The sequence below is a fragment of the Citrobacter sp. XY323 genome (assembly GCF_025106035.1).
GTDB classification, from domain to species: Bacteria; Pseudomonadota; Gammaproteobacteria; order Enterobacterales; family Enterobacteriaceae; genus Citrobacter; species Citrobacter braakii.
In genome coordinates, this window is record NZ_JANYUK010000006.1 from 117,191 (window position 1) to 139,741 (window position 22,551).

Consider the following 22,551-nt stretch of genomic DNA (forward strand, 5'->3'; position numbering starts at 1 on the left):
GGCCGGATGAAGTATTTACATCATCCGGCACTTTCTGCAGACGAAGAGATTAGATTTCGTTTTCCGCCAGTTCACGCAGATACTGGAAAATCTGACGTGCTGATTTCGGCGGCTTGTTGCCTTCTTGCTCTTTCTTCGCATTGCGAACCAGAGAACGAAGCTGCTGGCGATCGGCGTTTGGCCACAGGTTCAGCACTTCCGCTACCGCATCATCACCTTCGGCGATCAGGCGATCGCGCAGTTGCTCAAGCTTGTGAAACAGTACAACCTGTTGGTTGTGACGGTTTTTCAGCTTGTCCAGCGCCTGACGGATAGGATCAACATCGCGCTGGCGCAACATTTTGCCAATCAGCTGCAGCTGGCGGCGGCGACCTTCCATCTTAATACGCTGGGCCAACTCAATCGCGGCACGTAAATCCGCGTCGAGCGGGATCTTATCCAGCGCGTTTTTCCCCAGTTTTACCAGTTCCACACCCAGGTGTTTTAACTCCTCGGCGTCACGTTTTATTTCACTTTTACTGACCCAGATAATTTCATCGTCTTCGTCTTCGATGTCATCACCGGGAACGTCGTCGAGCCAGTCTTCGGGCTGCTTAGTCATGTCAGGCTCCTTAAAAAAAAGAGGCTAATGTTACCAGTTAAGATGCGCACTGAAAAACGGTTCTCTGTTAGACTTCAGAGAAACTCTCTCTACATTATGGCATTTGCGATGAAAGTAATCTCACAAGTTGAAGCGCAGCGTAAGATTCTGGAAGAAGCGGTCTCGACGGCACTGGAATTAGCGTCAGGTAAGTCGGATGGCGCGGAAGTCGCTGTGAGCAAGACCACGGGTATTAGCGTCAGCACCCGTTATGGTGAAGTGGAGAACGTAGAATTCAATAGCGATGGCGCGCTGGGGATTACGGTTTATCACCAAAATCGTAAGGGCAGCGCATCGTCCACCGATTTAAGCCCGCAGGCGATTGCACGTACCGTGCAGGCCGCGCTGGATATTGCACGTTACACCTCACCGGACCCGTGCGCGGGCGTGGCAGATAAAGAACTGCTGGCCTTTGATGCGCCCGATTTGGATCTGTTCCACCCGGCGGAAGTTTCCCCTGACGAAGCTATCGAACTGGCAGCCCGCGCTGAACAGGCGGCGCTGCAGGCCGATAAGCGTATCACCAATACCGAAGGCGGCAGTTTTAATAGCCACTACGGCATCAAAGTGTTTGGTAACAGTCACGGGATGCTGCAGGGCTACTGCTCTACGCGTCATTCTCTTTCCAGCTGCGTCATCGCGGAAGAAAATGGCGATATGGAGCGTGATTACGCCTACACCATTGGCCGGGCGATGGGCGATCTGCAAACGCCGGAATGGGTGGGGGCAGACTGTGCTCGCCGCACCTTATCTCGCCTCTCTCCGCGTAAACTTTCCACCATGAAAGCGCCGGTGATTTTTGCCAACGAAGTGGCGACTGGGCTGTTCGGACATCTGGTCGGCGCGATTGCCGGTGGTTCGGTATACCGTAAATCCACCTTCCTGCTCGACTCGCTGGGCAAACAAATTCTGCCGGAATGGCTGACTATTGAAGAACATCCGCACCTGCTGAAAGGGCTGGCGTCGTCGCCGTTCGACAGCGAAGGCGTACGGACCGAACGCCGTGACATTATTAAAGACGGCGTGCTGACCCAATGGCTGCTGACCAACTATTCCGCACGTAAGCTGGGACTGAAGAGCACCGGTCATGCGGGCGGGATCCACAACTGGCGAATTCCAGGACAGGGTCTAAGCTTCGAGCAGTTGCTCAAAGAGATGGGCACAGGTCTTGTGGTTACCGAGCTGATGGGGCAGGGCGTAAGCGGCATTACTGGCGATTACTCGCGCGGCGCGGCGGGTTTTTGGGTCGAAAACGGCGAAATTCAGTATCCGGTGAGTGAAATTACCATCGCCGGGAACTTAAAAGAGATGTGGCGCAATATTGTGACCGTAGGCAACGATATTGAAACGCGCAGTAATATTCAGTGTGGTTCGGTATTGTTACCGGAGATGAAAATCGCCGGGCAATGATACTCGTTAAGGCGTTAATTTTTTTAATAATAAAAAAGGAAGTGAGCAATGCGTAAACACCTGTTAGCGATCGTCGCGGCTTCAACGCTGATTCTTGGTTCTTCTGCGTTTGCAGCCGATCTCGAAGATGACATGGGGATCCTCAACGACAACCTGAAGATCGTCGAAAAAACGGACAATGCGACTGAACTGAAAGACGCGTTGACCAAAATGCGTGCAGCCGCGCTGGATGCTCAAAAGGGAACGCCGCCGAAGCTGGAGAGCAAATCCCCGGACAGTGCGGAGATGAAAGATTTCCGCCACGGCTTTGACACGCTGATCGGTCAGATTGACGGCGCGCTTAAACTGGCGAACGAAGGTAAAGTCAAAGAGGCGAAAGCCGTTGCGGAAGACCTGAAAAAAACGCGCAACGAAAACCACAAGAAGTTCCGCTAATCTACTCTATCCGGCCTGCATAACCGTAGGCCGGATAAGACGTTGCGCCCCTGCATCCCATAAGTAAACGCTATCCCCATCACATTTTTTCATTTTTATCGTCCATTCATTGTTCGCATTTCCTTCCATTTTGCTGCTCACTCTTGCGATCTCAATCACATTCTTCCAGTGATTAATCGTGGTCCCGGCCCTTTTTGCGGCACAGATCACTATCGCTGCGCCCCTTTCCACTTCGAAGTGGAAAACAACTCGCTACAAACTTTTAACCCCCGCCGCTAAGTTACCCTCAGAGCCACTAGTGGGGTAAGACGAGTGAATAACGGAGCTGTAATGAATGATATGGGGGAATCGGTGGAACTGGCCGACCGCATGCTGGCGCAGGTGTATGCCTTGCTGCGTGAACGCCACATTATTCCCAACGCTGTACAGGAACAGATGCTGACGTCGCATGTTCGCGCCATGGCGCACCGCTCGGTAACGGGTGAACCCTTACCAGAAGTCGATGCCAGCTTGTTTGATGAAATTTCTGCCGAATCAATGGCGCTTGCCCGTGACGTGGTCGCTGAGTTTGGCAATCTTCCTGAGGAAGAGGCCTGGCTGCTGTCGGTGCACTTCGAAGTCGCGAAAGACAACCTTTAAGGAGCAAAAGATGGAACAGATTACCGTAGTGATTGGCGATCGTCTGGGTAAAGGCCAGAAAGTGGCGGCAGGCGTTGAGAAAGCGGGCGGCCGTGCGGTTGTGGTGCCGGGCGTTGCGGCAGATATGAAGCTGGGTGACGTGATGAAAGCGGAAAACGCCACCTTTGGCATCTCGTTTTGCGGCAGTGGCGGCGCGGGTGCGATTACCGCGCAGACCAAATACGGCTACAAGGCGAAATACGGCATGCGCTCGGTTGATGAAGGGGTCACGGCCATCAACGAAGGTTGCAACGTGCTGGGGTTCGGTTTTATGGACAAAGAAGAACTCGGTGAGCGCCTGGTACAGGCGTGGCAAAAGAAACACGGCGCTTAAGCATGAAAGAACAATTCACCACCACGGTGAGAGTCACTGGCAAGGGCGAGGCCAAAGCGCGCGCCTTTGCCGATGCCCTGAACCACGTTCAGGCTGCGGTGATGAAAGCGTCGCCGCATATCTTACTGCGTATTGAGCCACAGGATGTGCAGGTTGTTCAAGCGCGTGAATCGGTGCGCAAAGAGGCATTTTTATTCCTCTTTTTGCGCCGGGAAAGACGCACCTTCAGCGTGGAGCTGGACGTGACCGTCAACGTGACTGCCATCAATCTCGACAAGGTGGATTTCGTTACGCAACGCTGATTCTTTATTAAAAGGCATAATTATGTTCCTGATAATATTAATAAAATCGCTCATCATCGGCGGCCTGGTTGGCGTCGGTGTCGGCGCTGGGGCTGCACGCATGTTTCATGCGCCTACCACTCAAGGGATGGGCGCGTTTCGTACTCTGGGAGAACTGAATTCCTGCGAAGGGGATCCGGCTTCTCACTTCTCGTTCGGCCTGGGCTTCTTCTTTAACGCCTGGGCTTCCTCCGTTGCGGCGGGGGCGTTCACTCAGGACGTCGACCATCGCATCATCCCCAACTGGGGCGCTGCTGCGCTGATGGTTAAAAACCGCAACGTCGGTGAAACGCTGCACGATCCCAAGCGCATGGCGATTGCCTGCGGCGTTATCGGGATGATCGTCGTGACCTTCCTGAACCTCACGGCGTCATCCGTACCGGAAGCGTTGCAGGTGACTGCCGTCAAGGTGCTGGTGCCTGCGGCTAACCTGCTGGTTAACACCGTAATGCCAGTAATCTTCTGGCTGGCGGCGATCGATGCCGGTAAAAAATCAGGCTTCTGGGCCACCGTCTTTGGCGGCGCGGCGCAGCTGATTATGGGCAACGCCGTTCCGGGTCTGGTCCTTGGCATTCTGATCGGTAAAGGCGTGGAAGAGAGCGGCTGGAACCACGTCACTAAAGTGATGATGGTGGCTATCGTCGCGCTGTTTGTCCTGAGCGGCTTCTTCCGCGGCTTCGACATGAAGATGATCGAATCCTTCCATCTGACCGTGCCTAACTGGCTCGAACTGATCCACAACTCGCTCAGCGGCAAATAACGGAGGCCATCATGGAACAGAATAAAGGTTTTTGGTTCGCTGACTGGTCGTTCCCGATCTTCGTTGGCCTGCTCTCCTCTGGCGTATTTGCCGGAACGCACATGTACTACCTGTACGGTATTGGCGCATTTAACGAAGTCGCTTTTGTGGCGATGCTGAAGGCGGGAATGGACACCGGCTCCTACGGGGCGGTGGCGGCATTTGGTGCAAGCTTCCTGTTTGCCCGCATCATTGAAGGTTCGCTGGTGGGGATTCTGGATATTGGCGGGGCGATTCAGACCGGGGTCGGGTTAGGTGTTCCGGCGCTGCTGTTGGGCGCAGGTATTATCTTCCCGGTTGCCAACTTCGCAGCGTCGCTGGTCACCGGTCTGGTGATTGGTCTGGCGATTGGCTACATCATTATTCTGGCGCGTAAGTTCACCATCAATCAGAGCGACTCGACCTACGGTGCGGATGTCATGATGGGGGCCGGTAACGCCTCCGGCCGCTTCCTCGGACCATTGATTATCCTCAGCGCGATGACGGCGTCTATCCCTATCGGCATCGGTTCACTGGCGGGCGCGCTGCTGTTTTACCTGTGGCAGAAACCGATCACCGGCGGGGCGATCCTTGGGGCGATGATCCTCGGGTCCATCTTCCCGATTGCCATTAGCTAACTGTTGATTTGTAGGCCGGATGAGGCGGTTGCGCCGCCATCCGGCAAAGGAGAGAGCGATGTTTGATTTACTCCTGCGCCGTGCGCGCCTCGTTGACGATACGGTGAGCGATATTGCGCTCAAAGACGGCAAAATTGCGGCGTTGGGCGACGTTGATGGCCCGGCGCTGAAAACCATCGAACTTGGCGGCGAGTACTACGTCAGCGCAGGTTGGATTGATTCCCACGTTCACTGCTATCCGAAATCCCCGATTTATCACGACCAGCCGGACAGCGTCGGTATAGCTACCGGCGTTACCACGGTGGTGGATGCGGGTAGTACCGGGGCGGATGATATCGATGATTTTTATACCCTGACCCGGGAAGCGACCACCGAAGTGTATGCGCTGCTGAATATCTCCCGCGTTGGGCTTATCGCCCAGAACGAGCTGGCTAATATGGCCAACATTGACGCCGATGCGGTGCGACAGGCGGTGAAGCGCCATCCTGATTTTATCGTCGGCCTGAAGGCGCGCATGAGCAGCAGCGTGGTCGGTGAAAACGGCATTACGCCGCTGGAGCGCGCCAAAGCGATGCAAGCGCAGAACGGTGACCTGCCGCTGATGGCGCACATCGGCAACAATCCGCCGGATCTGGATGAGATCGCCGAACGCCTGACCGCGGGCGACATCATTACCCACTGCTACAACGGTAAGCCGAACCGCATTCTGACGCCGCAAGGCGAGCTGCGGGCGTCAGTGACGCGGGCGATTTCACGCGGTGTGCGTCTGGACGTTGGGCATGGCACCGCCAGCCTGAGCTTTGCGGTGGCAAAACGCGCTATCGGTCTGGGCATTTTGCCGCACACCATCAGCTCCGATATTTATTGTCGCAACCGTATCAGCGGCCCGGTGTATTCCCTGGCGAATGTGATGTCGAAATTTCTCGCCATTGGGATGTCGCTCCCGCAGGTCATTGAGTGCGTTACTGCCAATGCCGCCGATGGTCTGCGCCTGAAACAGAAAGGGCGGCTGCAGGTTGGTCTGGATGCCGATTTAACCCTCTTTACGCTTAAGCGCCAGCCAACCGTGCTGGTAGATGCAGAAAACGACAGCCTGCAGGCTGAACAACTGCTGGTGCCGCTTGCCGCAATACGTGCGGGCAAGGGCTATATGACCGAACAAGGGAGCGCGGAACATGCCTTCGATTTTTGAGAAATACAATTTAAAACAGGTGATTAACACCTCAGGCCGCATGACGGCGCTCGGCGTTTCTACGCCACGACCAGAAGTGGTTGAGGCCGCAATGGCGGGGATGAATCAATATTTTGAGATGAAAGACCTGGTCAATAAGACCGGTGACTACATTGCGAAATTGCTGGAGGTGGAAGGGGCAACCGTCGTCTCCTGCGCTTCGGCCGGAATCGCCCTGTCAGTGGCTGGAGTGCTGGTTAAGGACAGCAACTGGCTGCTGGAGAACCTGCACGTCGCGCCGATCGAGAACAACGAAATCGTGCTGCCCAGAGGCCACAACGTCAACTTTGGCGCTCCGGTTGGCACCATGGTGGCGCTCGGCGGCGGCAAGCTCGTGGAAGCGGGTTATGCCAACGAATGTTCCGCCACTCAGCTGGCGGCGGCCATTACGCCACGCACGGCGGCCATTCTGTATATCAAATCTCACCACTGCGTCCAGAAAAGTATGCTCAGCGTGGAACAGGCTGCGGTGGTGGCGCGTACGCATAATCTGCCGCTAATCGTGGATGCGGCGGCGGAAGAGGATTTGCAGTGCTACTACCGGGTTGGTGCGGATCTGGTGATTTATAGCGGTGCGAAAGCGATTGAAGGGCCAACCAGCGGCCTGGTGATTGGCAAAACCCAATACGTTGAGTGGGTGAAGCGCCAGACCGCGGGGATTGGCCGGGCGATGAAGGTGGGTAAAGAGGGGATTCTTGGCCTGACCTGCGCCATCGAACTGTATCTGAACGCGCAGAAAGAGAGCGGCGCGGAGATGGTCGAGAAAATGACGCCGTTCATTAATGCGTTAAACCAGCTTCACGGCGTAAGCGCCCGCGTGGTGTGGGACAGCGCAGGGCGCGACATCGCGCGCACGGAAATTAAGTTTGACGAAGCGGCAACCGGCATCGCCACAGGTGAACTGGTCGACGCGCTCAAGCAGGGAGAGTACGCGATTTACTTCCGTGGTTACAAAGCTAACGAAGGCATTATCGAAGCCGATGTGCGCAGCGTGGATCGCGCGCAACTGGAGATTGTGGCCCGTCGAATTGGTGAAGTGATTTCGCAGGAGAAAAAAGCATGAAACTGACCCCTAACTTTTATCGCGACCGCGTCTGCCTGAACGTGCTGGCGGGCTCCAAAGAAAATGCCCGGGATATTTACGCGGCGGCGGAAGGACACGTGCTGGTCGGTGTGTTGTCAAAAAATTACCCGGATGTCGCAAGCGCGGTCGCGGATATGCGTGAATACGCAGCGCTTATCGACAATGCCCTCTCCGTGGGGCTGGGGGCGGGCGATCCAAACCAGTCGGCGATGGTCAGTGAAATCTCCCGTCAGGTGCAGCCACAGCATGTTAATCAGGTCTTTACCGGCGTGGCGACCAGTCGCGCGCTGCTGGGTCAGCAGGAGACGGTGGTCAACGGTCTGGTCTCGCCAACCGGCACTCCGGGCAGGGTGAAAATCTCCACCGGTCCGCTGAGCAGCCAGACGCCAGACGGCATTGTGCCGGTAGAAACCGCGATTGCGTTGCTCAAAGACATGGGGGGGAGCTCGATTAAATACTTCCCAATGGGTGGCCTGAAGTGCCGTGAGGAATACATTGCAGTCGCCCAGGCTTGCGCCCGTCATGACTTCTGGCTGGAGCCCACCGGCGGTATCGATCTGGATAATTTCACTGAAATTTTGCAGATCGCCCTGGATGCCGGAGTGAGCAAAATCATTCCTCACATCTATAGTTCGATTATTGATAAGGTGAGTGGTAACACCCGACCGGACGACGTGCGCCAGCTGATGGCGATGACCCGGGCCTGCGTAGGCTAACTGACTGATGAGGAAACTGACGTGCGATTCCCCAACCAACGTTTAGCGCAGCTGTTTGGCATGCTGCAAAACGAAGCGCTTCCACAGGACGAGCTGGCGCAGCGGTTGTCGGTTTCCACACGCACCGTACGGGCGGATATCACTGCGCTAAACGCGCTGCTCACCCAGTACGGCGCGCAGTTTGTCCTCAGCCGGGGTAACGGTTATCAACTCAAAATTGACGACCCGGCACGTTTTCATGCCCTGCAAACGCAGCGACCAGACGCGTTGCTGCGCATCCCGCGCACCAGCCAGGAGCGGGTGCACTGGCTGGTGGTTCGTTTTCTGACGTCGGCCTTTTCGCTGAAGCTGGAGGATTTGGCTGATGAATGGTTTATCAGCCGCGCTACGCTGCAAAACGATATGGCTGAGGTGCGCGAGCATCTGCAACGTTATCATCTGACGTTGGAAACGCGCCCCCGTCACGGTATGAAGCTGTTTGGCAGCGAGATGGCGATCCGCGCCTGTTTGACCGATCTGCTATGGACGCTGGCGCAGCAGGATCCACAGCACCCGCTAGTGACGCAAGAGGCACTAAATGCCGGGATCCCTGAACAGCTACAACCCGTTTTGCAGGATATTTTTGCCCGTTTTCACATTCGCCTGACCGATGAGGGTGAGCTGTTTTTGCGGTTGTACTGCGCGGTGGCGGTACGGCGGATTAGCGAAGGGTATCCCCTCCCGGAGTTTGCCGCAGAAGAAGCCGAGCAATCGGTGTGCCTGGCCACGCGGGAAATCGCAGCGGTATTGCACCGACTGGCGGATAAACCGCTTACCGTTTCCGAAGAGAACTGGCTGCAGGTGCATATCGCCGCCCGCCAGGTACAAGAGATCGCCCCCAGCGCCATCAATGCGGATGATGACGAAGCGCTGGTCAATTACATCCTGCGGTTTATCAACAGCCAGTACAACTACAACCTGTTGAATGACAAACAGTTACATGCTGATCTGCTGACGCATATTAAGACGATGATCACCCGGGTGCGTTACCAGATAATGATCCCCAATCCGCTACTGGAAAATATTAAACAGCACTACCCGATGGCGTGGGACATGACGCTGGCCGCCGTCTCGGGATGGGGAAAATATACGCCGTACACCATCAGTGAAAATGAGATTGGCTTCCTTGTGCTGCATATTGGCGTCGGGCTGGAGCGTAGTTACAACATCGGTTACCAGAGGCAGCCGAAAGTTCTGCTGGTATGCGATGCTGGAAATGCGATGGCGCGGATGATTGAAGCGGTGCTGGCGCGTAAGTATCCGCAGATAGAAATCGTCGATACTGTGACGCTACGCGACTACGAACAGCGGGAAAGCATCAGCGAAGATTTCGTAATCTCTACCGCGCGGATTGGTGAAAAAGATAAGCCTGTGGTGATGATTGCACCGTTCCCTACCGATTATCAACTGGAGCAAATTGGCAAACTGGTGCTGGTCGACAGAACCCGTCCGTGGATGTTGAACAAATTCTTCGATGCCGCCCATTTTCGTGTGATCGACGAGCCAATGGATCAACAAACGTTGTTCAACGTTTTATGTCGCCAGTTGCAGGATGAAGGCTTTGTCGATGCGGAGTTTCTTGATTCGGTGGTTGAACGTGAGGCCATCGTCAGCACCATGCTGGGTGACAGCATTGCCCTGCCGCACGCCCTCGGTCTGCTGGCAAAGAAAACGGTGGTCTACACCATCCTCGCCCCGCGGGGTATCGCCTGGGGGGATGAAACGGCGCATGTGATCTTCCTGCTCGCCATCAGCAAAAGCGAATACGAAGAAGCGATGGCGATCTACGATATTTTCGTCACCTTCCTGCGCGAGCGGGCGATGACGCGACTCTGCGCATGCCGCAATTTCAGCGAGTTCAAAACGGTTGCAATGGAGTGTGTGAGCCGTTTTTGAGAGGCGTTTTTCAGAAATGAAAGTAATGCCACTGTAATGCATTACACGTCTTTTTTCTCTGGAGGCATAATGGTCACGCTTAACGTCCGTCTGGTTGAGCTATGAGCTGGTTTTTGATCCTCGAGCGTTAAAAGAGTTCAGTTTGGATATGGAAAAATATTGTATGGAAAGCCTGTTTTCGAACTGATTCCACTTTCGCCGTTGGGTGAGCCTTCGCACTATAAGGGGTTTGGCGGGATAAGATAGCCTGAATGCGATACCAGAAGAGTAATACCCCTCCAATAATAAAAAATAATCTGATAACATCACTATATTATTAACAGAGTTATTTATATGGATTATATAAAATGGAGATTTATTAGTTATGGCTATTCCTGCTTACCTTTGGCTAAAAGATGATGGTGGTGCTGATTTAAAAGGTAGTGTTGATGTTCATAATCGTGAGGGGAGTATCGAAGTTATAGGTTTTGGTCATGGTCTTTTCCTTCCAACAGACAACAACACGGGAAAGATAACCGGAACAAGAATTCATTCTGCTATAACCTTTGAAAAAGAGTTCGATTATTCAAGTCCATACCTTTATAAAGCAGTAGCAACAGGCCAGACGCTGAAATCAGCAGAATTTAAATGGTATAAAATTAATGATGCAGGCCAGGAGGTTGAATATTTTAATATGTTCCTTCAGAGTGTAAAAGTTGTTTCTGTTTGCCCTGTGATGCATGACTGTAAAAATCCAGCTATGGAAAAACACAATCATATTGAAGCTGTCTCTTTACGTTATGAGAAAATAACGTGGAAGCATTGTGACGGGAATGTTATTTTTTCTGATTCATGGAATGATAGATGATCAGATGTACGTTCTATTTAAACGGTGGTAGCCTTTCAACGCTAAGTTGTCCGGGCGTGGGTTTTTTCCCCGCTTATTCAGGAAACTCGGGGCTACATCGTAATAACCCAGATTCGACAAATGTAAAAAATATCGGGCCATTACCGCCTGGGAAATATTATATCGTAAGCCGTCCTCTTGGTGGAATAAGAACAATGGTTTATGACTATTTTTCTTCACAAATAAGCGGTTCAGATCGTGATGTCTGGTTTGCTCTTTTTCGTGAAGATGGGCAGGTCGATGACATCACATTTTTCGAATCAGTTTCACGTGGACAATTCAGGTTACATCCTGCAGGATATGAGGGAGTAAGTAATGGATGTATTACTCTTCCTGGTAAATCACACTACATGCTCTTAAGAGATGCTCTCTTAAGCGAACATAATGCAGTAATGAAGGTGACATCATCATTAACTGCATATGGAACTATACAGGTATATTAATGAAAGCATATCATTTTGTTATTTTCTGGATTGCTCCAATGTTGAGTTGGGCTGCATTTATGTTTTTGTTGTATTTTTGTCTTCCATTCGGTGATTTACTTGAAAAATACAATGAATACCTCGGTGACATAGGTGGTGAGAGTTGGGATAATCGCATCAGTGAAATAGTTATTTTTGGCTCGGCGTTTATAAATTGTATTTTTATCTGGTGTGTGGCTAAATTTATAATATATCATCGGAATAAAAATAGTTAACATCTCTGATGAACCGCGTTACCGCAAATGATGTACAACCTGGTTGCTGCTTCCGCGCCAGATCAGTGCCGGGTCTTTGAGATCCTGCACGTATTTGCCATCGACCAACACGTTGATGAGATCCACCACCTGCATTTGCGCGGCATCGAGTTCATCGAGCTTGTAGCCTGTCCACACCCAGATGTCTTTTCCCGGACACTCAGCGCGAATGCGCTGCACCAGTTGCAGAATATCCGGCACGTTTTGTGGATGCAGCGGATCGCCGCCGGAGAGCGAGATCCCCTGACGGTGAATACGCGTGTCGTTCAGATCGGCAATGATCTTGTCTTCCATCTCTTTGCTAAACGGCTGGCCGGAGTTCAGCCGCCAGGTGCTTTTGTTATAGCAACCGGGGCATTCATGCACGCATCCTGAAACAAACAGGGTACAGCGAGTGCCGGGACCATTAACGATGTCGACAGGGTAATACTGATGGTAATTCATTTTCGCTTCTCATCCGTTTATCAATTCGCGCCATAGCTGCGTTCGTGCGCCCGAGTCACTTACTTATGTAAGCTCCCCGGGACTTACTCATTTGCTGCCTTGCTATGACGTGAATTGCGTTGCGGAAATAATGGCCCGAAAAGCGTCGCATCGCCGGGCAATAAAATCGTCTAAATTAACCGATCTGCCCGTTCCCTAAATGCTTAACGCGGCGCTTCACTTCTTCCTGTTTGCCGGCGTTAAACGGACGTGCGTCCGGGCTGCCTAAGTAACCGCAGACGCGGCGGGTGACCGATACGCGCGCGGCGTCGTGGTTACCACATTTCGGGCAGGTAAAGCCTTTGCTGGTGCACTCAAACTCACCGGTAAAGCCGCACTCGTAGCATTCATCGATTGGCGTGTTGGTCCCGTAATACGGCACGTGCTGATAGCTATAATCCCAGACGTCTTCCAGCGCTTTCAGGTTGTGCTGAATATTCGGGTATTCGCCGTAGCAAATGAAGCCCCCGCTTGCCAGCGGCGGGTACGGCGCTTCGAAATCGATCTTGTCGTACGGGTTAACCTTCTTCTCCACGTCGAGGTGGAAGCTGTTGGTGTAGTAGCCTTTGTCGGTCACGCCTGGGACCACGCCAAATTCGGCGGTATCCAGACGGCAGAAACGGTCGCACAGGTTTTCACTTGGCGTGCTGTACAGGCTAAAGCCGTAGCCAGTCTCGTCTTTCCACTGATCGACCGCCTGACGCAGGCGTTCCACAATGGCGATACCTTTGGCGCGCAGCTGCTCGCTGTCATACACATGCTTGTCGCCAAACAGCGCATTGATGGTTTCGTGAATACCGATGTAGCCCAGAGAGATGGATGCACGACCATTTTTAAAGATTTCTGACACGTCATCGTCCGCTTTCAGACGCACGCCGCAGGCCCCTTCCATATACAGAATTGGCGCCACGCGGGCCTTCACGCCTTCCAGGCGCGCAATGCGGGTCATCAGCGCTTTACGCGCCAGTACCAGACGATCGTCGAGCAGTTTCCAGAAGGTGGCTTCATCGCCATGCGCTTCCAGCGCGATACGTGGCAGGTTGAGGCTGATAACGCCGAGGTTGTTACGTCCGTCGTGAATCTGTTCGCCGTTCTCGTTTTCCCACACGCCGAGGAAGCTGCGACAGCCCATTGGCGTTTTGAACGAGCCGGTCACTTTGACCACCTGATCGTAGTTCAGGATGTCCGGATACATACGCTTGCTCGCGCACTCCAGTGCCAGCTGTTTGATGTCGTAGTTCGGATCGCCAAACTTGTGGTTCAGACCGTCACGAATCGCGAACACCAGTTTCGGGAACACTGCGGTTTTACGATTTTTACCCAGGCCGGCAATACGGTTACGCAGAATGGACTGCTGGATCAAACGCGATTCCCAGCTGGTTCCCAGGCCAAAACCAAAGGTCACGAACGGCGTCTGACCGTTGGCGGTATGCAGGGTGTTCACTTCATACTCGAGAGACTGGAATGCGTCGTAGCACTCTTTCTCGGTACGGGAATGGGCATAACCGTCGGCGTCCGGGATCTGCCACTCTTCAGCGGTTTTACGATGTTTATTAAAGCTCTCGGTAACGAACGGCGCGAGAACTTCATCAATACGGTTAATGGTGGTGCCGCCATAAATATGGCTGGCGACCTGCGCGATAATTTGCGCGGTGACGGCGGTCGCGGTAGAGATGGATTTTGGCGGTTCAATCTCCGCGTTACCCATCTTAAAGCCCTGCGTCAGCATGCCTTTCAGGTCGATCAGCATGCAGTTAAACATTGGGAAGAACGGAGAGTAGTCGAGATCGTGATAGTGAATATCACCACGCTCGTGCGCCTGGACGACATCACGCGGCAGCAGGTGCTGACGCGCATAGTGTTTGGCAACGATACCGGCCAGCAGGTCGCGCTGGGTTGGGATCACTTTGCTGTCTTTGTTGGCATTTTCATTCAGCAGAGCAGAGTTGGTTTGCTCAACCAGACCACGAATTTCCTGGTTCAGGCGGCCACGTTTTTCACGCTGGATATCACGGTCGTGGCGATATTCGATGTACGCACGGGCGAGTTGTTTGTACGGGCCAGACATTAACTGGTTTTCTACCGCTGTCTGGATCTCGTTGATATCGACCTTGCTGCGCTCATTCATCTGGCTACTAACGACTTCTGCGACGGTGGCACAGTAATCTGCGTCATCGACTCCCGCTGCTTTAGCTGCACGCAGAATGGCTTCTTTGATGCGCTCTGATTTAAACGGCACTTTACAGCCATCTCGTTTCATCACATGCGGTGTCATGATCACTCCATATTTATAAGAACAGGTTATCCACAGAGGTTGGGGAGGCCATCAGGGCTTTATTCATCTCTATTGCCAATGACTTCCCGCAATCCTGACCCACTTTATCCACAATTCCACCGTGAGGCGGTGCACTGTAGTTGTAGCAATTGTAGTCGATTAATACAACATATTGGGTCGGCGTGCATTTTAAGTTCTATATGTAGTGATTTGCATCAAGGATGTTTACGATTTATTTGATGTAGCGCAAAGTAAAAATCGGAGCGTACAGATGACGGGCACTACAGCCGATTGTAAATTGTGGGCAGAAAATTCTGATTAATTATTCAACAAAAACAGAAAGGTAAGCTGAGCGTAGGCATCAAAGCCCGGCAGCGTTATGCGTACCGGGCCTGAACATAATTGCAAGCTATTTTTGCAACCACCAGACGGCTTCAAAAGGACGCAGCGTCATGTCTGCGGGTTGGCTGGCGACCTCGGCATAGTTGTGCATCAGCACCTGCCAGTTGCCGTCGGTCTGGGTCGGCTGCCAGCTCTGGAAGGTATCGCTCAGATTAGCAATGACCAGCAGCCGCTGTCCTTGCCATTCACGTTGATAGCACCACAGATGCGGGCTGTCCGGTAGCAGATCCTGATAGTCGCCCCAGGTAATAACCGGCTCTGCTTTACGCAATGCGATCAGCTTCTGATAGGTATAGAACACCGAGTCGGTATCGCGCAGCGCTGCCGCCACGTTGATATCCGCAGCGTTGTCGCACAGATTGATCCACGGCTCACCCTGGGTGAAGCCCGCGTGTTTGCTGGCATCCCACTGCATCGGCGTGCGGCTGTTATCGCGCGATTTACTGGCGAGGATCGCCAGCAGTTCTTGCGCATCGCGCCCCTGGCCGTTCAGGGCGGCAAACATGTTATGGCTTTCCACATCGCGGTAATCGGTAATCTGGCGGAAGTGCGGATTGGTCATGCCGATCTCTTCACCCTGGTAGATGTAGGGCGTGCCCTGCATACCGTGCAGCACCATCGCCAGCATTTTTGCGGCCGGAACGCGGTATTTACCTTCATCGCCAAAACGCGACACGATGCGTGGCTGGTCGTGGTTACACCAGAACAGCGCGTTCCAGGCCTGATTGTGCATGCCTTGTTGCCAGTGGCGGAACAGGGTTTTGAGCGCCACATAGTCGGGTTTGGCTAACGTCCACTTCTCACCGTTGGGGTAATCCACTTTCAGGTGGTGGAAGTTGAAGGTCATCGACAGTTCGCTGCCATCGAGTGCGGCGTACTGCTGGCAGTTTTCCAGCGTGGTGGAGGACATTTCGCCGACCGTCATCAGGCCGCAGGGCGTGAAGACGTCGCGGTTCATTTCACGTAAAAACGCATGCGCGCGCGGGCCGTCGGTATAAAAACGCCGCCCATCGCCGTCGGGATCGCTCGGGAAGTCCTGATTTTTAGAGATAAGATTCACCACGTCGAGACGCAGCCCGTCCACGCCGCGATCGGCCCAGAACTCGCACACTTTTTTTAGCTCGGCGCGGACCGCCGGGTTCTCCCAGTTCAGGTCTGCCTGCTCCGGAGCAAAGAGGTGCAGATAGTACTGCTCGCTTTCGGCGTGCCAGCCCCAGGCGCTGCCGCCAAATTTGGAGTGCCAGTTATTCGGGAGACTGTCTGGCGTACCGTCGCGCCAGAGGTAAAACTGACGATACGGGCTGTCTTTATCCAGCGCCTCGCGAAACCAGGGGTGCTGGGTTGAAGTGTGGTTAAACACCATATCGAGAATAATACGGATGCCGCGCGCTTTCGCCTGCGCCACCAGTTCGTCAAAGTCTGCAAGCGTTCCGTAGGCCGGATCGACAGACATGTAATCCGCGACGTCGTAGCCGTTATCAACCTGCGGCGAAATATAGAACGGCGTTAGCCAGATGGCATCAATCCCCAGCGTTTGCAGATAGCCGAGGCGCTGCGTCACGCCGCGTAAATCGCCGGTGCCGCTGCCGGTGGTGTCCTGAAAACTCTTGGGGTAAACCTGATAGATGACGCCGTTTTGCCACCAGTGGGGAATATTCATGGTTGTTTCCTGGAAATACGATGGGGCGCAACTGCGCCCCGAAGAAAAGTTAGACAATTTGTAGTGTGCCCATACGGTGTTTACGCTGATAAACGAATGAGGTCAGTACCATGGGGATAACAATCGCAATGACCATTGCCATGCCAAATACCTGCCAGTAAGTCGGCTGGATGGAGAGGATGCCCGGCAAACCGCCGACGCCAATTCCGTTCGCCAACACACCGTTCAGGCCGCACAGCAGTCCGGCGAGACCGGAACCGATCATCGCGCACAGCATCGGGAAGCGGTATTTCAGGTTGATCCCGTACATGGCCGGTTCAGTGACCCCGAGATAGGCGGAAATCGCGGCAGGAACGGAGATTTCACGTTCATTGTGTTTGCGACTGGAGATGATGATCCCGACTACCGCAGAGGCCTGAGCGATATTCGACAGTGCGATCAGCGGCCATACCGGCGTACCGCCCATGCTCTGAATCATCTGCATGTCGATAGCCAGCGTGGTCTGATGCACGCCGGTTATCACCAGCGGGGCATACAGGAAGCCGAACAGCGCCGCGCCAATCGGGGCAAAGCTGCCGGTCAGCAGGTGACGGACCGCAAACGCGACACCGTCGCCGATCATGCGGCCAAACGGACCAATAAAGGCGTGCGCGAGGAATACCGCGAGGATCAACGAGCACACCGGGACGATCACCAGATACAGATAATCCGGGACGATGCGTTTCATGCGTGTTTCAATAAACCCGAGCGCCAGACCGGCCAGCAGTGCCGGAATAACCTGCGCCTGATAGCCCACTTTCTCAATGCTGAACAGGCCGAAGTTCCACACTTCCGGTACCTGTTGACCGAGTAGATAGGCGTTCATTAGCTGCGGTGAAACCAGGGTCACGCCCAGCACAATACCGAGGATCGGCGTACCGCCCATTTTCTTCACTGCTGACCAGCAGATCCCGACCGGCAGATAGAAGAAGATCGCTTCGCCAATTAGCCACAGGAAGTCGTAAAGGGTTTTCAGCGAAGGGTGCATCTGCGCCAGCGTCTGCCCGTTGCTCATGGGCAGATCGCCAATCACATTACGGAACCCCAAGATCAAGCCGCCGCTAATCAGCGCTGGCAGCAGCGGGAAGAAGATCTCCGCAAAATGAGAAATCAGCTGTTCGTGCCATTTCATATTCTGCCGCGCGGCTTTTTTCGCCTGCTCTTTGTCGGCGCTGGCCTGACCGGTTGTCGCCAGCAGCGCTTTGTAGTAATCGCCCACTTCGGTGCCAATCACCACCTGAAACTGCCCGGCGTTGGTGAAGCAGCCTTTGACCATCGGCAACTGTTCGATCTCTTTTGGCCTGGCATTCGCAGGCTGATTCAGCACAAAACGCAGGCGAGTAATGCAGTGACTTACCGTGGCGATATTGTCGCGCCCGCCTACCAGCTCAATCAGCCGGTCGATGTCTGCTTGTTTTATTTTGCTCATGATGATGTGTGTTCCCCGTAGGCCGGATAAGACGTTTTAGCATCGCCATCTGGCAACTCTCTCGTTGCTGTGTCCAGAGTATATCGTCGATGATTTTTTAAAAATGGGAACGTTCCCTAAACGCAGCGAAGATCACAAATTAACGCTCAGAAAGCGATCAGGAGAGGGTGGAAGGAATAACGATTTGTCGTAGTTCGCTACGGCCATTGATCTGCTCGATCAGCTGCGAGGCCGCTTGTCGTCCGGCTTCGGCATATCCTGGATCGACGGTGATAATTTCCGGATGGAGGAATTTCATCAGCGGCGTACTGCCCACGCTCGCCAGCTGTAGATTCTCAATTCGCTGCTCTTGCAGATATTTGCTGACACCAAGGGCGAGGGTATCCGTCGCGCAGACTAAGGCAGTGGTTTCCGGGGTGATGACGTTGGCGGCCTGCTCATAACCCTGCTTCATGGCAAGACCCGGTAGCGCGGCTACAGGATGCAGTTTGTGTTTCTTACAGAACGCCAGGTAGGCTTCATGGCGGCGCTTACCGGTGGTCACGTCGCTATGGGGAACGCCAAGAAAGCTGATATGGCGATGCTCGCGATCGTATAAACGCTGCATCAGGGTGCGAATGGCGCCTTCATCGTCATAGCAGACGGAGGCAAAGCCTTTGGCATCTCTTGCCAGCAGCACCAGCGAATCCTGCCAGGAGGCGAGCATGGATTCACTTATGCCGGTAAAACCAAACAGCACCACGCCGTCAATATTGCGGCGTCTGAGCATGCCGAGATGCTCTTCAACCAGTTCGGGCGAGAACTGGCTTTCCATCATGATCGGGTCGTAACCCTGCTCATAAAAGGCGGGCAGCATGGTTTGCACGGCAAGATTTTCCGAAAGCGAGTCCAGACGCGTGACGATGATCGCCACCACCTTGTCACTTTGTCCGCGCATGGCGCGTGCGGAGCGAGAAGGGGAAAAACCGTGCTGATTCATCACCGCTTCAACGCGTTCGCGGGTGCGTTCGCTCACGCCGCTTTCATTGTTAAGCACACGGGAAACGGTTGATTTTCCCACACCGCTTAAGCGGGCGATGTCTTTAATTGTCAGCCGGTTTTGCATCCTGTTTTCCCGTGTTGCGTGTGAAGTTATGCCAAATAGAGAATAACTTTACTCAAGCGCAGCGCAATGGGCAAAGTCTGGTATACGTTTGGTTTAGTTTCCATGGTTTATCATACTGCCATAATTGCCACAAACCTTATGGTTTTCTGCGTATAATCCGCAGCGCAAATCATTCACTTACCGGAGGCTATATGGATCCCGATCCCACCCCTCTCCCGAGATGGAGAAACTCCCCTTTCCGGTAAGCCTGTCTTTCACTGTCTTACCGGAGCAGTAAGACAGTGACGTTCTGACGTCCCTGTTGTGAATTTAATATTGCCATCAGGTAAGGCTTTGCCACGCCTGAAGGATTTACTGCGCCTGTTGAGACTGGCGCAGAGGGACTGCCTATGTTCAAAAATATGACTCGCCAGCTATTTGCCCGGCTAAACCGCCATTTACCACATCGTCTGGTGCATCGCGATCCGTTGCCTAATGCCCAGACCGTTGCCAGCACGCCGATCCCACCATCGCTGAGCGAACATTGTCTGAAAATGGCGCTGATGGACGAAGCCGCGCTGTGGAAAACGTTTGGCGCGCACCCGGAAGGATTAAACGCCGCAGAAGTGGAAAACGCTCGCGAATTACATGGCGAGAACCAACTGCCGGCGCAGAAGCCGTCGCCGTGGTGGGTGCATCTGTGGGTCTGCTACCGCAACCCGTTTAATATTTTGTTGACCATCCTCGGTGCGATTTCCTATGCCACCGAAGATCTGTTTGCCGCTGGCGTCATTGCTCTGATGGTCGTCATCTCTACGCTGCTGAATTTTGTGCAGGAGGCGCGTTCCACCAAAGCGGCAGATGCGCTGAAAGCGATGGTCAGTAACACCGCTACGGTGCTGCGCGTTATCAACGAGAAAGGAGAGAACGGCTGGGTTGAACTGCCGATCGACCAGTTAGTTCCCGGCGATATCATTAAGCTGGCGGCAGGGGATATGATCCCGGCCGATCTGCGTGTGGTGCAGGCTCGTGACCTGTTCGTGGCCCAGGCTTCGCTGACCGGTGAATCGCTGCCGGTGGAGAAAGTCGCAACCAGCCGCGACCCGCAGCAAAGCAACCCGCTCGAATGCGATACCCTGTGCTTTATGGGCACCAACGTGGTGAGCGGCACGGCGCAGGCCATCGTGATTGCGACCGGAGCCAATACCTGGTTCGGGCAACTGGCGGGCCGTGTCAGCGAGCAGGAAAGCGAGCAGAATGCTTTCCAGAAAGGGATCAGCCGCGTCAGCATGCTGCTGATCCGTTTTATGCTGGTGATGGCGCCGATTGTGCTCATCATCAACGGCTATACCAAAGGCGACTGGTGGGAAGCGGCGCTGTTTGCCCTGTCTGTCGCGGTGGGGCTGACCCCGGAAATGCTGCCGATGATCGTCACCTCGACGCTGGCGCGTGGGGCGGTGAAGCTGTCAAAACAAAAGGTCATCGTCAAACACCTCGACGCCATTCAGAACTTTGGCGCGATGGATATCCTGTGTACCGATAAAACGGGCACCCTGACACAAGACAAAATTGTACTTGAGAATCATACAGATATATCTGGTAAGCCCAGCGAGCACGTCCTGCATTCTGCGTGGTTGAACAGTCATTACCAGACCGGGTTGAAGAATCTGCTGGATACGGCAGTGCTGGAAGGCGTGGACGAAGAATCAGCCCGCCAGCTCTCTACCCGCTGGCAGAAAATTGATGAGATCCCGTTTGACTTCGAACGCCGCCGCATGTCGGTGGTGGTCGCTGAAGAAACCGATGTGCATCAACTGGTGTGCAAAGGTGCGCTGCAGGAGATCCTCAGCGTCTGCACCCAGGTGCGCTACAGCGGTGAGGTTGTCCCGTTAGATGACAACATGCTGCGTCGGGTGAAGCGCGTCACGGATACGCTGAATCGCCAGGGGCTGCGCGTGGTGGCAGTGGCGACGAAATACCTGCCAGCGCGTGAGGGCGATTACCAGCGTATTGATGAATCAGATCTGATCCTCGAAGGCTATATTGCGTTCCTCGATCCGCCGAAAGAGACCACCGCGCCAGCGCTCAAAGCGCTGAAAGCCAGCGGTATTACGGTGAAAATCCTGACTGGCGATAGCGAGCTGGTGGCGGCGAAAGTGTGTCACGAAGTGGGGCTGGATGCGGGTGATGTGGTTATCGGTAGCAACATTGAAGGGTTAAGCGACGATGAGCTGGCAACGCTGGCCCAGCGCACCACGCTGTTTGCTCGTCTGACACCGATGCACAAAGAGCGCATTGTCACGCTGCTCAAGCGCGAAGGTCATGTGGTTGGCTTTATGGGGGATGGCATTAACGATGCCCCGGCGCTGCGCGCGGCGGACATTGGTATCTCCGTTGACGGCGCGGTTGATATTGCGCGTGAAGCCGCTGATATCATCCTGCTGGAAAAGAGTCTGATGGTGCTGGAAGAAGGGGTGATCGAAGGACGCCGTACTTTTTCTAACATGCTGAAGTATATCAAAATGACGGCCAGTTCTAACTTCGGTAACGTGTTTAGCGTGCTGGTGGCGAGCGCCTTCTTACCGTTCCTGCCGATGTTGCCGCTGCACTTACTGATTCAGAACCTGCTGTACGATGTATCCCAGGTGGCGATTCCGTTTGATAACGTCGACGAAGAGCAGATCAAAAAGCCGCAGCGCTGGAATCCCAGCGAGTTGGGGCGCTTTATGATCTTCTTTGGACCAATCAGCTCGATCTTCGACATTCTGACATTTTGCCTGATGTGGTTCGTCTTCCATGCGAATACGCCAGAACATCAGACGTTGTTCCAGTCTGGCTGGTTCGTGGTAGGCCTGCTGTCGCAAACGCTGATTGTGCATATGATCCGTACCCGCCGCGTGCCGTTCATCCAAAGCCGCGCCGCATGGCCGCTGATGCTGATGACGCTGGTGGTCATGGTGGTAGGCATTGCATTACCGTTCTCGCCGCTGGCCAACTATCTGCAATTGCAGGCGCTGCCGCTGAGCTACTTCCCGTGGCTGATTGCGATTCTGGCGGGCTACATGACATTAACCCAGCTCGTGAAAGGTTTTTATAGCCGCCGCTACGGCTGGCAGTAATCCTCAACTTCTTTGCAGGAGGGTGTTAATACTCTCCTGCATTTCTCTTTTTCATTCGAAAGATATTCTCCCGAAATATTGGTGTTTTATTTTTATTGAAATGCTAACGCGGGTAATTAGTATCAAATTGCCTTCTTTGCGTTGTTTTTTTATCAATAAAACGATCTGCGTTGCAAAAATGAAACAGCGTGCTAAAAATTATAAGCATCTGCGATTTT

The 22,551-nt window shown here is 53.8% G+C and carries 22 protein-coding genes; 16 read left to right on the forward strand and 6 right to left on the reverse strand.

The genetic code is table 11. The annotated features are described in order from the left end of the window. Positions 1-49: 49 nt before the first annotated feature. Complete coding sequence (gene yjgA, locus N0B36_RS10090) at positions 50-601, reverse strand: ribosome biogenesis factor YjgA (protein WP_016151465.1); 552 nt, start codon at positions 599-601, stop codon at positions 50-52. A gap of 96 nt (positions 602-697) precedes the next feature. Here yjgA and pmbA point away from each other — a divergent pair, with 96 nt between their 5' ends. The 14 genes from pmbA to N0B36_RS10160 all read left to right on the forward strand — a co-directional run bounded on the left by pmbA (position 698) and on the right by N0B36_RS10160 (position 11,803). After that, complete coding sequence (gene pmbA / locus N0B36_RS10095) at positions 698-2,050, forward strand: metalloprotease PmbA (RefSeq protein ID WP_003830385.1); 1,353 nt, start codon at positions 698-700, stop codon at positions 2,048-2,050. Positions 2,051-2,098: 48 nt separating this feature from the next. Continuing rightward, positions 2,099-2,485 (forward strand): cytochrome b562, encoded by a 387-nt coding sequence (cybC, locus tag N0B36_RS10100; protein ID WP_259687664.1) that lies wholly within the window; start codon positions 2,099-2,101, stop codon positions 2,483-2,485. Between the two features lie 330 nt (positions 2,486-2,815). Next, positions 2,816-3,124, forward strand: coding sequence for a PRD domain-containing protein (locus tag N0B36_RS10105; protein WP_016151467.1), 309 nt, complete (start codon positions 2,816-2,818; stop codon positions 3,122-3,124). A 10-nt stretch (positions 3,125-3,134) separates the two neighbouring features. After that, complete coding sequence (locus N0B36_RS10110; protein ID WP_003830384.1) at positions 3,135-3,497, forward strand: SFCGS family glycine-rich protein; 363 nt, start codon at positions 3,135-3,137, stop codon at positions 3,495-3,497. Positions 3,498-3,499: 2 nt separating this feature from the next. Further along, positions 3,500-3,799 (forward strand): DUF4312 family protein, encoded by a 300-nt coding sequence (locus N0B36_RS10115; protein ID WP_016151468.1) that lies wholly within the window; start codon positions 3,500-3,502, stop codon positions 3,797-3,799. Positions 3,800-3,821: 22 nt separating this feature from the next. Then, positions 3,822-4,598, forward strand: coding sequence for a DUF4311 domain-containing protein (locus tag N0B36_RS10120; protein WP_005134210.1), 777 nt, complete (start codon positions 3,822-3,824; stop codon positions 4,596-4,598). An 11-nt stretch (positions 4,599-4,609) separates the two neighbouring features. Then, on the forward strand, positions 4,610-5,254 hold the full coding sequence (locus N0B36_RS10125; protein ID WP_003830379.1) for a DUF4310 family protein: 645 nt from the start codon (positions 4,610-4,612) through the stop codon (positions 5,252-5,254). A 58-nt stretch (positions 5,255-5,312) separates the two neighbouring features. Further along, positions 5,313-6,446 (forward strand): amidohydrolase/deacetylase family metallohydrolase, encoded by a 1,134-nt coding sequence (locus N0B36_RS10130; RefSeq protein WP_259687673.1) that lies wholly within the window; start codon positions 5,313-5,315, stop codon positions 6,444-6,446. Continuing rightward, positions 6,430-7,548 (forward strand): DgaE family pyridoxal phosphate-dependent ammonia lyase, encoded by a 1,119-nt coding sequence (locus N0B36_RS10135; RefSeq protein ID WP_259687674.1) that lies wholly within the window; start codon positions 6,430-6,432, stop codon positions 7,546-7,548. Before N0B36_RS10130 ends, N0B36_RS10135 begins: the two co-directional genes overlap by 17 nt. Beyond that, entirely contained in the window at positions 7,545-8,285 is a 741-nt protein-coding gene (gene dagF, locus N0B36_RS10140) for a 2-dehydro-3-deoxy-phosphogluconate aldolase (RefSeq protein ID WP_016151471.1), read from the forward strand. Before N0B36_RS10135 ends, dagF begins: the two co-directional genes overlap by 4 nt. A 21-nt stretch (positions 8,286-8,306) precedes the next feature. Continuing rightward, the gene (locus N0B36_RS10145; protein WP_259687676.1) at positions 8,307-10,220 is read left to right on the forward strand and encodes a transcription antiterminator; all 1,914 of its coding nucleotides are present in this window, start codon (positions 8,307-8,309) and stop codon (positions 10,218-10,220) included. A gap of 364 nt (positions 10,221-10,584) precedes the next feature. After that, positions 10,585-11,067 (forward strand): Hcp family type VI secretion system effector, encoded by a 483-nt coding sequence (locus N0B36_RS10150; protein ID WP_200051831.1) that lies wholly within the window; start codon positions 10,585-10,587, stop codon positions 11,065-11,067. Next, positions 11,064-11,549, forward strand: coding sequence for a DUF2778 domain-containing protein (locus tag N0B36_RS10155; protein WP_016151474.1), 486 nt, complete (start codon positions 11,064-11,066; stop codon positions 11,547-11,549). The genes N0B36_RS10150 and N0B36_RS10155 overlap by 4 nt, the downstream gene beginning before the upstream one ends. Further along, a complete protein-coding gene (locus tag N0B36_RS10160) occupies positions 11,549-11,803 on the forward strand; it encodes a hypothetical protein (protein WP_016151475.1) in 255 nt (84 codons plus the stop codon). Before N0B36_RS10155 ends, N0B36_RS10160 begins: the two co-directional genes overlap by 1 nt. 18 nt (positions 11,804-11,821) lie before the next feature. On the opposite strand, the gene nrdG is transcribed toward N0B36_RS10160, so the two are convergent. The 5 genes from nrdG to treR all read right to left on the reverse strand — a co-directional run bounded on the left by nrdG (position 11,822) and on the right by treR (position 19,235). Continuing rightward, complete coding sequence (gene nrdG / locus N0B36_RS10165) at positions 11,822-12,286, reverse strand: anaerobic ribonucleoside-triphosphate reductase-activating protein (protein WP_016151476.1); 465 nt, start codon at positions 12,284-12,286, stop codon at positions 11,822-11,824. 175 nt (positions 12,287-12,461) lie between these two features. Next, complete coding sequence (gene nrdD / locus N0B36_RS10170; protein ID WP_016151477.1) at positions 12,462-14,600, reverse strand: anaerobic ribonucleoside-triphosphate reductase; 2,139 nt, start codon at positions 14,598-14,600, stop codon at positions 12,462-12,464. 409 nt (positions 14,601-15,009) lie between these two features. After that, positions 15,010-16,662, reverse strand: a complete 1,653-nt coding sequence (gene treC / locus N0B36_RS10175; protein WP_259687686.1) for an alpha,alpha-phosphotrehalase — start codon at positions 16,660-16,662, stop codon at positions 15,010-15,012. Positions 16,663-16,711: 49 nt separating this feature from the next. After that, positions 16,712-18,130: a PTS trehalose transporter subunit IIBC gene (treB, locus tag N0B36_RS10180; protein WP_016155564.1), complete on the reverse strand. Its 1,419-nt coding sequence runs from the start codon at positions 18,128-18,130 to the stop codon at positions 16,712-16,714. Between the two features lie 157 nt (positions 18,131-18,287). Continuing rightward, positions 18,288-19,235 (reverse strand): trehalose operon repressor TreR, encoded by a 948-nt coding sequence (gene treR, locus N0B36_RS10185; protein WP_016155565.1) that lies wholly within the window; start codon positions 19,233-19,235, stop codon positions 18,288-18,290. A gap of 191 nt (positions 19,236-19,426) precedes the next feature. Here treR and mgtL point away from each other — a divergent pair, with 191 nt between their 5' ends. Both mgtL and mgtA read left to right on the forward strand, forming a co-directional pair. Then, a complete protein-coding gene (gene mgtL / locus N0B36_RS24440) occupies positions 19,427-19,480 on the forward strand; it encodes a mgtA regulatory leader peptide MgtL (protein ID WP_223870169.1) in 54 nt (17 codons plus the stop codon). Positions 19,481-19,624: 144 nt separating this feature from the next. Further along, positions 19,625-22,333: a magnesium-translocating P-type ATPase gene (gene mgtA / locus N0B36_RS10190; RefSeq protein WP_047499907.1), complete on the forward strand. Its 2,709-nt coding sequence runs from the start codon at positions 19,625-19,627 to the stop codon at positions 22,331-22,333. Positions 22,334-22,551 lie beyond the last annotated feature (218 nt).

Excerpts from the sequence above, each read along its gene's own strand:
- N0B36_RS10110 (WP_003830384.1), top strand. The coding sequence starts at position 3,135 with ATGGAACAGATTACCGTAGTGATTGGCGATCGTCTGGGTAAAGGCCAG.
- N0B36_RS10120 (WP_005134210.1), top strand. The coding sequence starts at position 3,822 with ATGTTCCTGATAATATTAATAAAATCGCTCATCATCGGCGGCCTGGTT.
- yjgA (WP_016151465.1), bottom strand. The coding sequence starts at position 601 with ATGACTAAGCAGCCCGAAGACTGGCTCGACGACGTTCCCGGTGATGAC.
- dagF (WP_016151471.1), top strand. The coding sequence starts at position 7,545 with ATGAAACTGACCCCTAACTTTTATCGCGACCGCGTCTGCCTGAACGTG.
- treC (WP_259687686.1), bottom strand. The coding sequence starts at position 16,662 with ATGAATATTCCCCACTGGTGGCAAAACGGCGTCATCTATCAGGTTTAC.
- N0B36_RS10135 (WP_259687674.1), top strand. The coding sequence starts at position 6,430 with ATGCCTTCGATTTTTGAGAAATACAATTTAAAACAGGTGATTAACACC.
- N0B36_RS10115 (WP_016151468.1), top strand. The coding sequence starts at position 3,500 with ATGAAAGAACAATTCACCACCACGGTGAGAGTCACTGGCAAGGGCGAG.
- treB (WP_016155564.1), bottom strand. The coding sequence starts at position 18,130 with ATGAGCAAAATAAAACAAGCAGACATCGACCGGCTGATTGAGCTGGTA.
- treR (WP_016155565.1), bottom strand. The coding sequence starts at position 19,235 with ATGCAAAACCGGCTGACAATTAAAGACATCGCCCGCTTAAGCGGTGTG.
- N0B36_RS10150 (WP_200051831.1), top strand. The coding sequence starts at position 10,585 with ATGGCTATTCCTGCTTACCTTTGGCTAAAAGATGATGGTGGTGCTGAT.
- pmbA (WP_003830385.1), top strand. The coding sequence starts at position 698 with ATGGCATTTGCGATGAAAGTAATCTCACAAGTTGAAGCGCAGCGTAAG.
- N0B36_RS10130 (WP_259687673.1), top strand. The coding sequence starts at position 5,313 with ATGTTTGATTTACTCCTGCGCCGTGCGCGCCTCGTTGACGATACGGTG.
- N0B36_RS10125 (WP_003830379.1), top strand. The coding sequence starts at position 4,610 with ATGGAACAGAATAAAGGTTTTTGGTTCGCTGACTGGTCGTTCCCGATC.
- N0B36_RS10160 (WP_016151475.1), top strand. The coding sequence starts at position 11,549 with ATGAAAGCATATCATTTTGTTATTTTCTGGATTGCTCCAATGTTGAGT.
- mgtA (WP_047499907.1), top strand. The coding sequence starts at position 19,625 with ATGTTCAAAAATATGACTCGCCAGCTATTTGCCCGGCTAAACCGCCAT.
- cybC (WP_259687664.1), top strand. The coding sequence starts at position 2,099 with ATGCGTAAACACCTGTTAGCGATCGTCGCGGCTTCAACGCTGATTCTT.
- N0B36_RS10105 (WP_016151467.1), top strand. The coding sequence starts at position 2,816 with ATGAATGATATGGGGGAATCGGTGGAACTGGCCGACCGCATGCTGGCG.
- nrdG (WP_016151476.1), bottom strand. The coding sequence starts at position 12,286 with ATGAATTACCATCAGTATTACCCTGTCGACATCGTTAATGGTCCCGGC.
- N0B36_RS10155 (WP_016151474.1), top strand. The coding sequence starts at position 11,064 with ATGATCAGATGTACGTTCTATTTAAACGGTGGTAGCCTTTCAACGCTA.
- nrdD (WP_016151477.1), bottom strand. The coding sequence starts at position 14,600 with ATGACACCGCATGTGATGAAACGAGATGGCTGTAAAGTGCCGTTTAAA.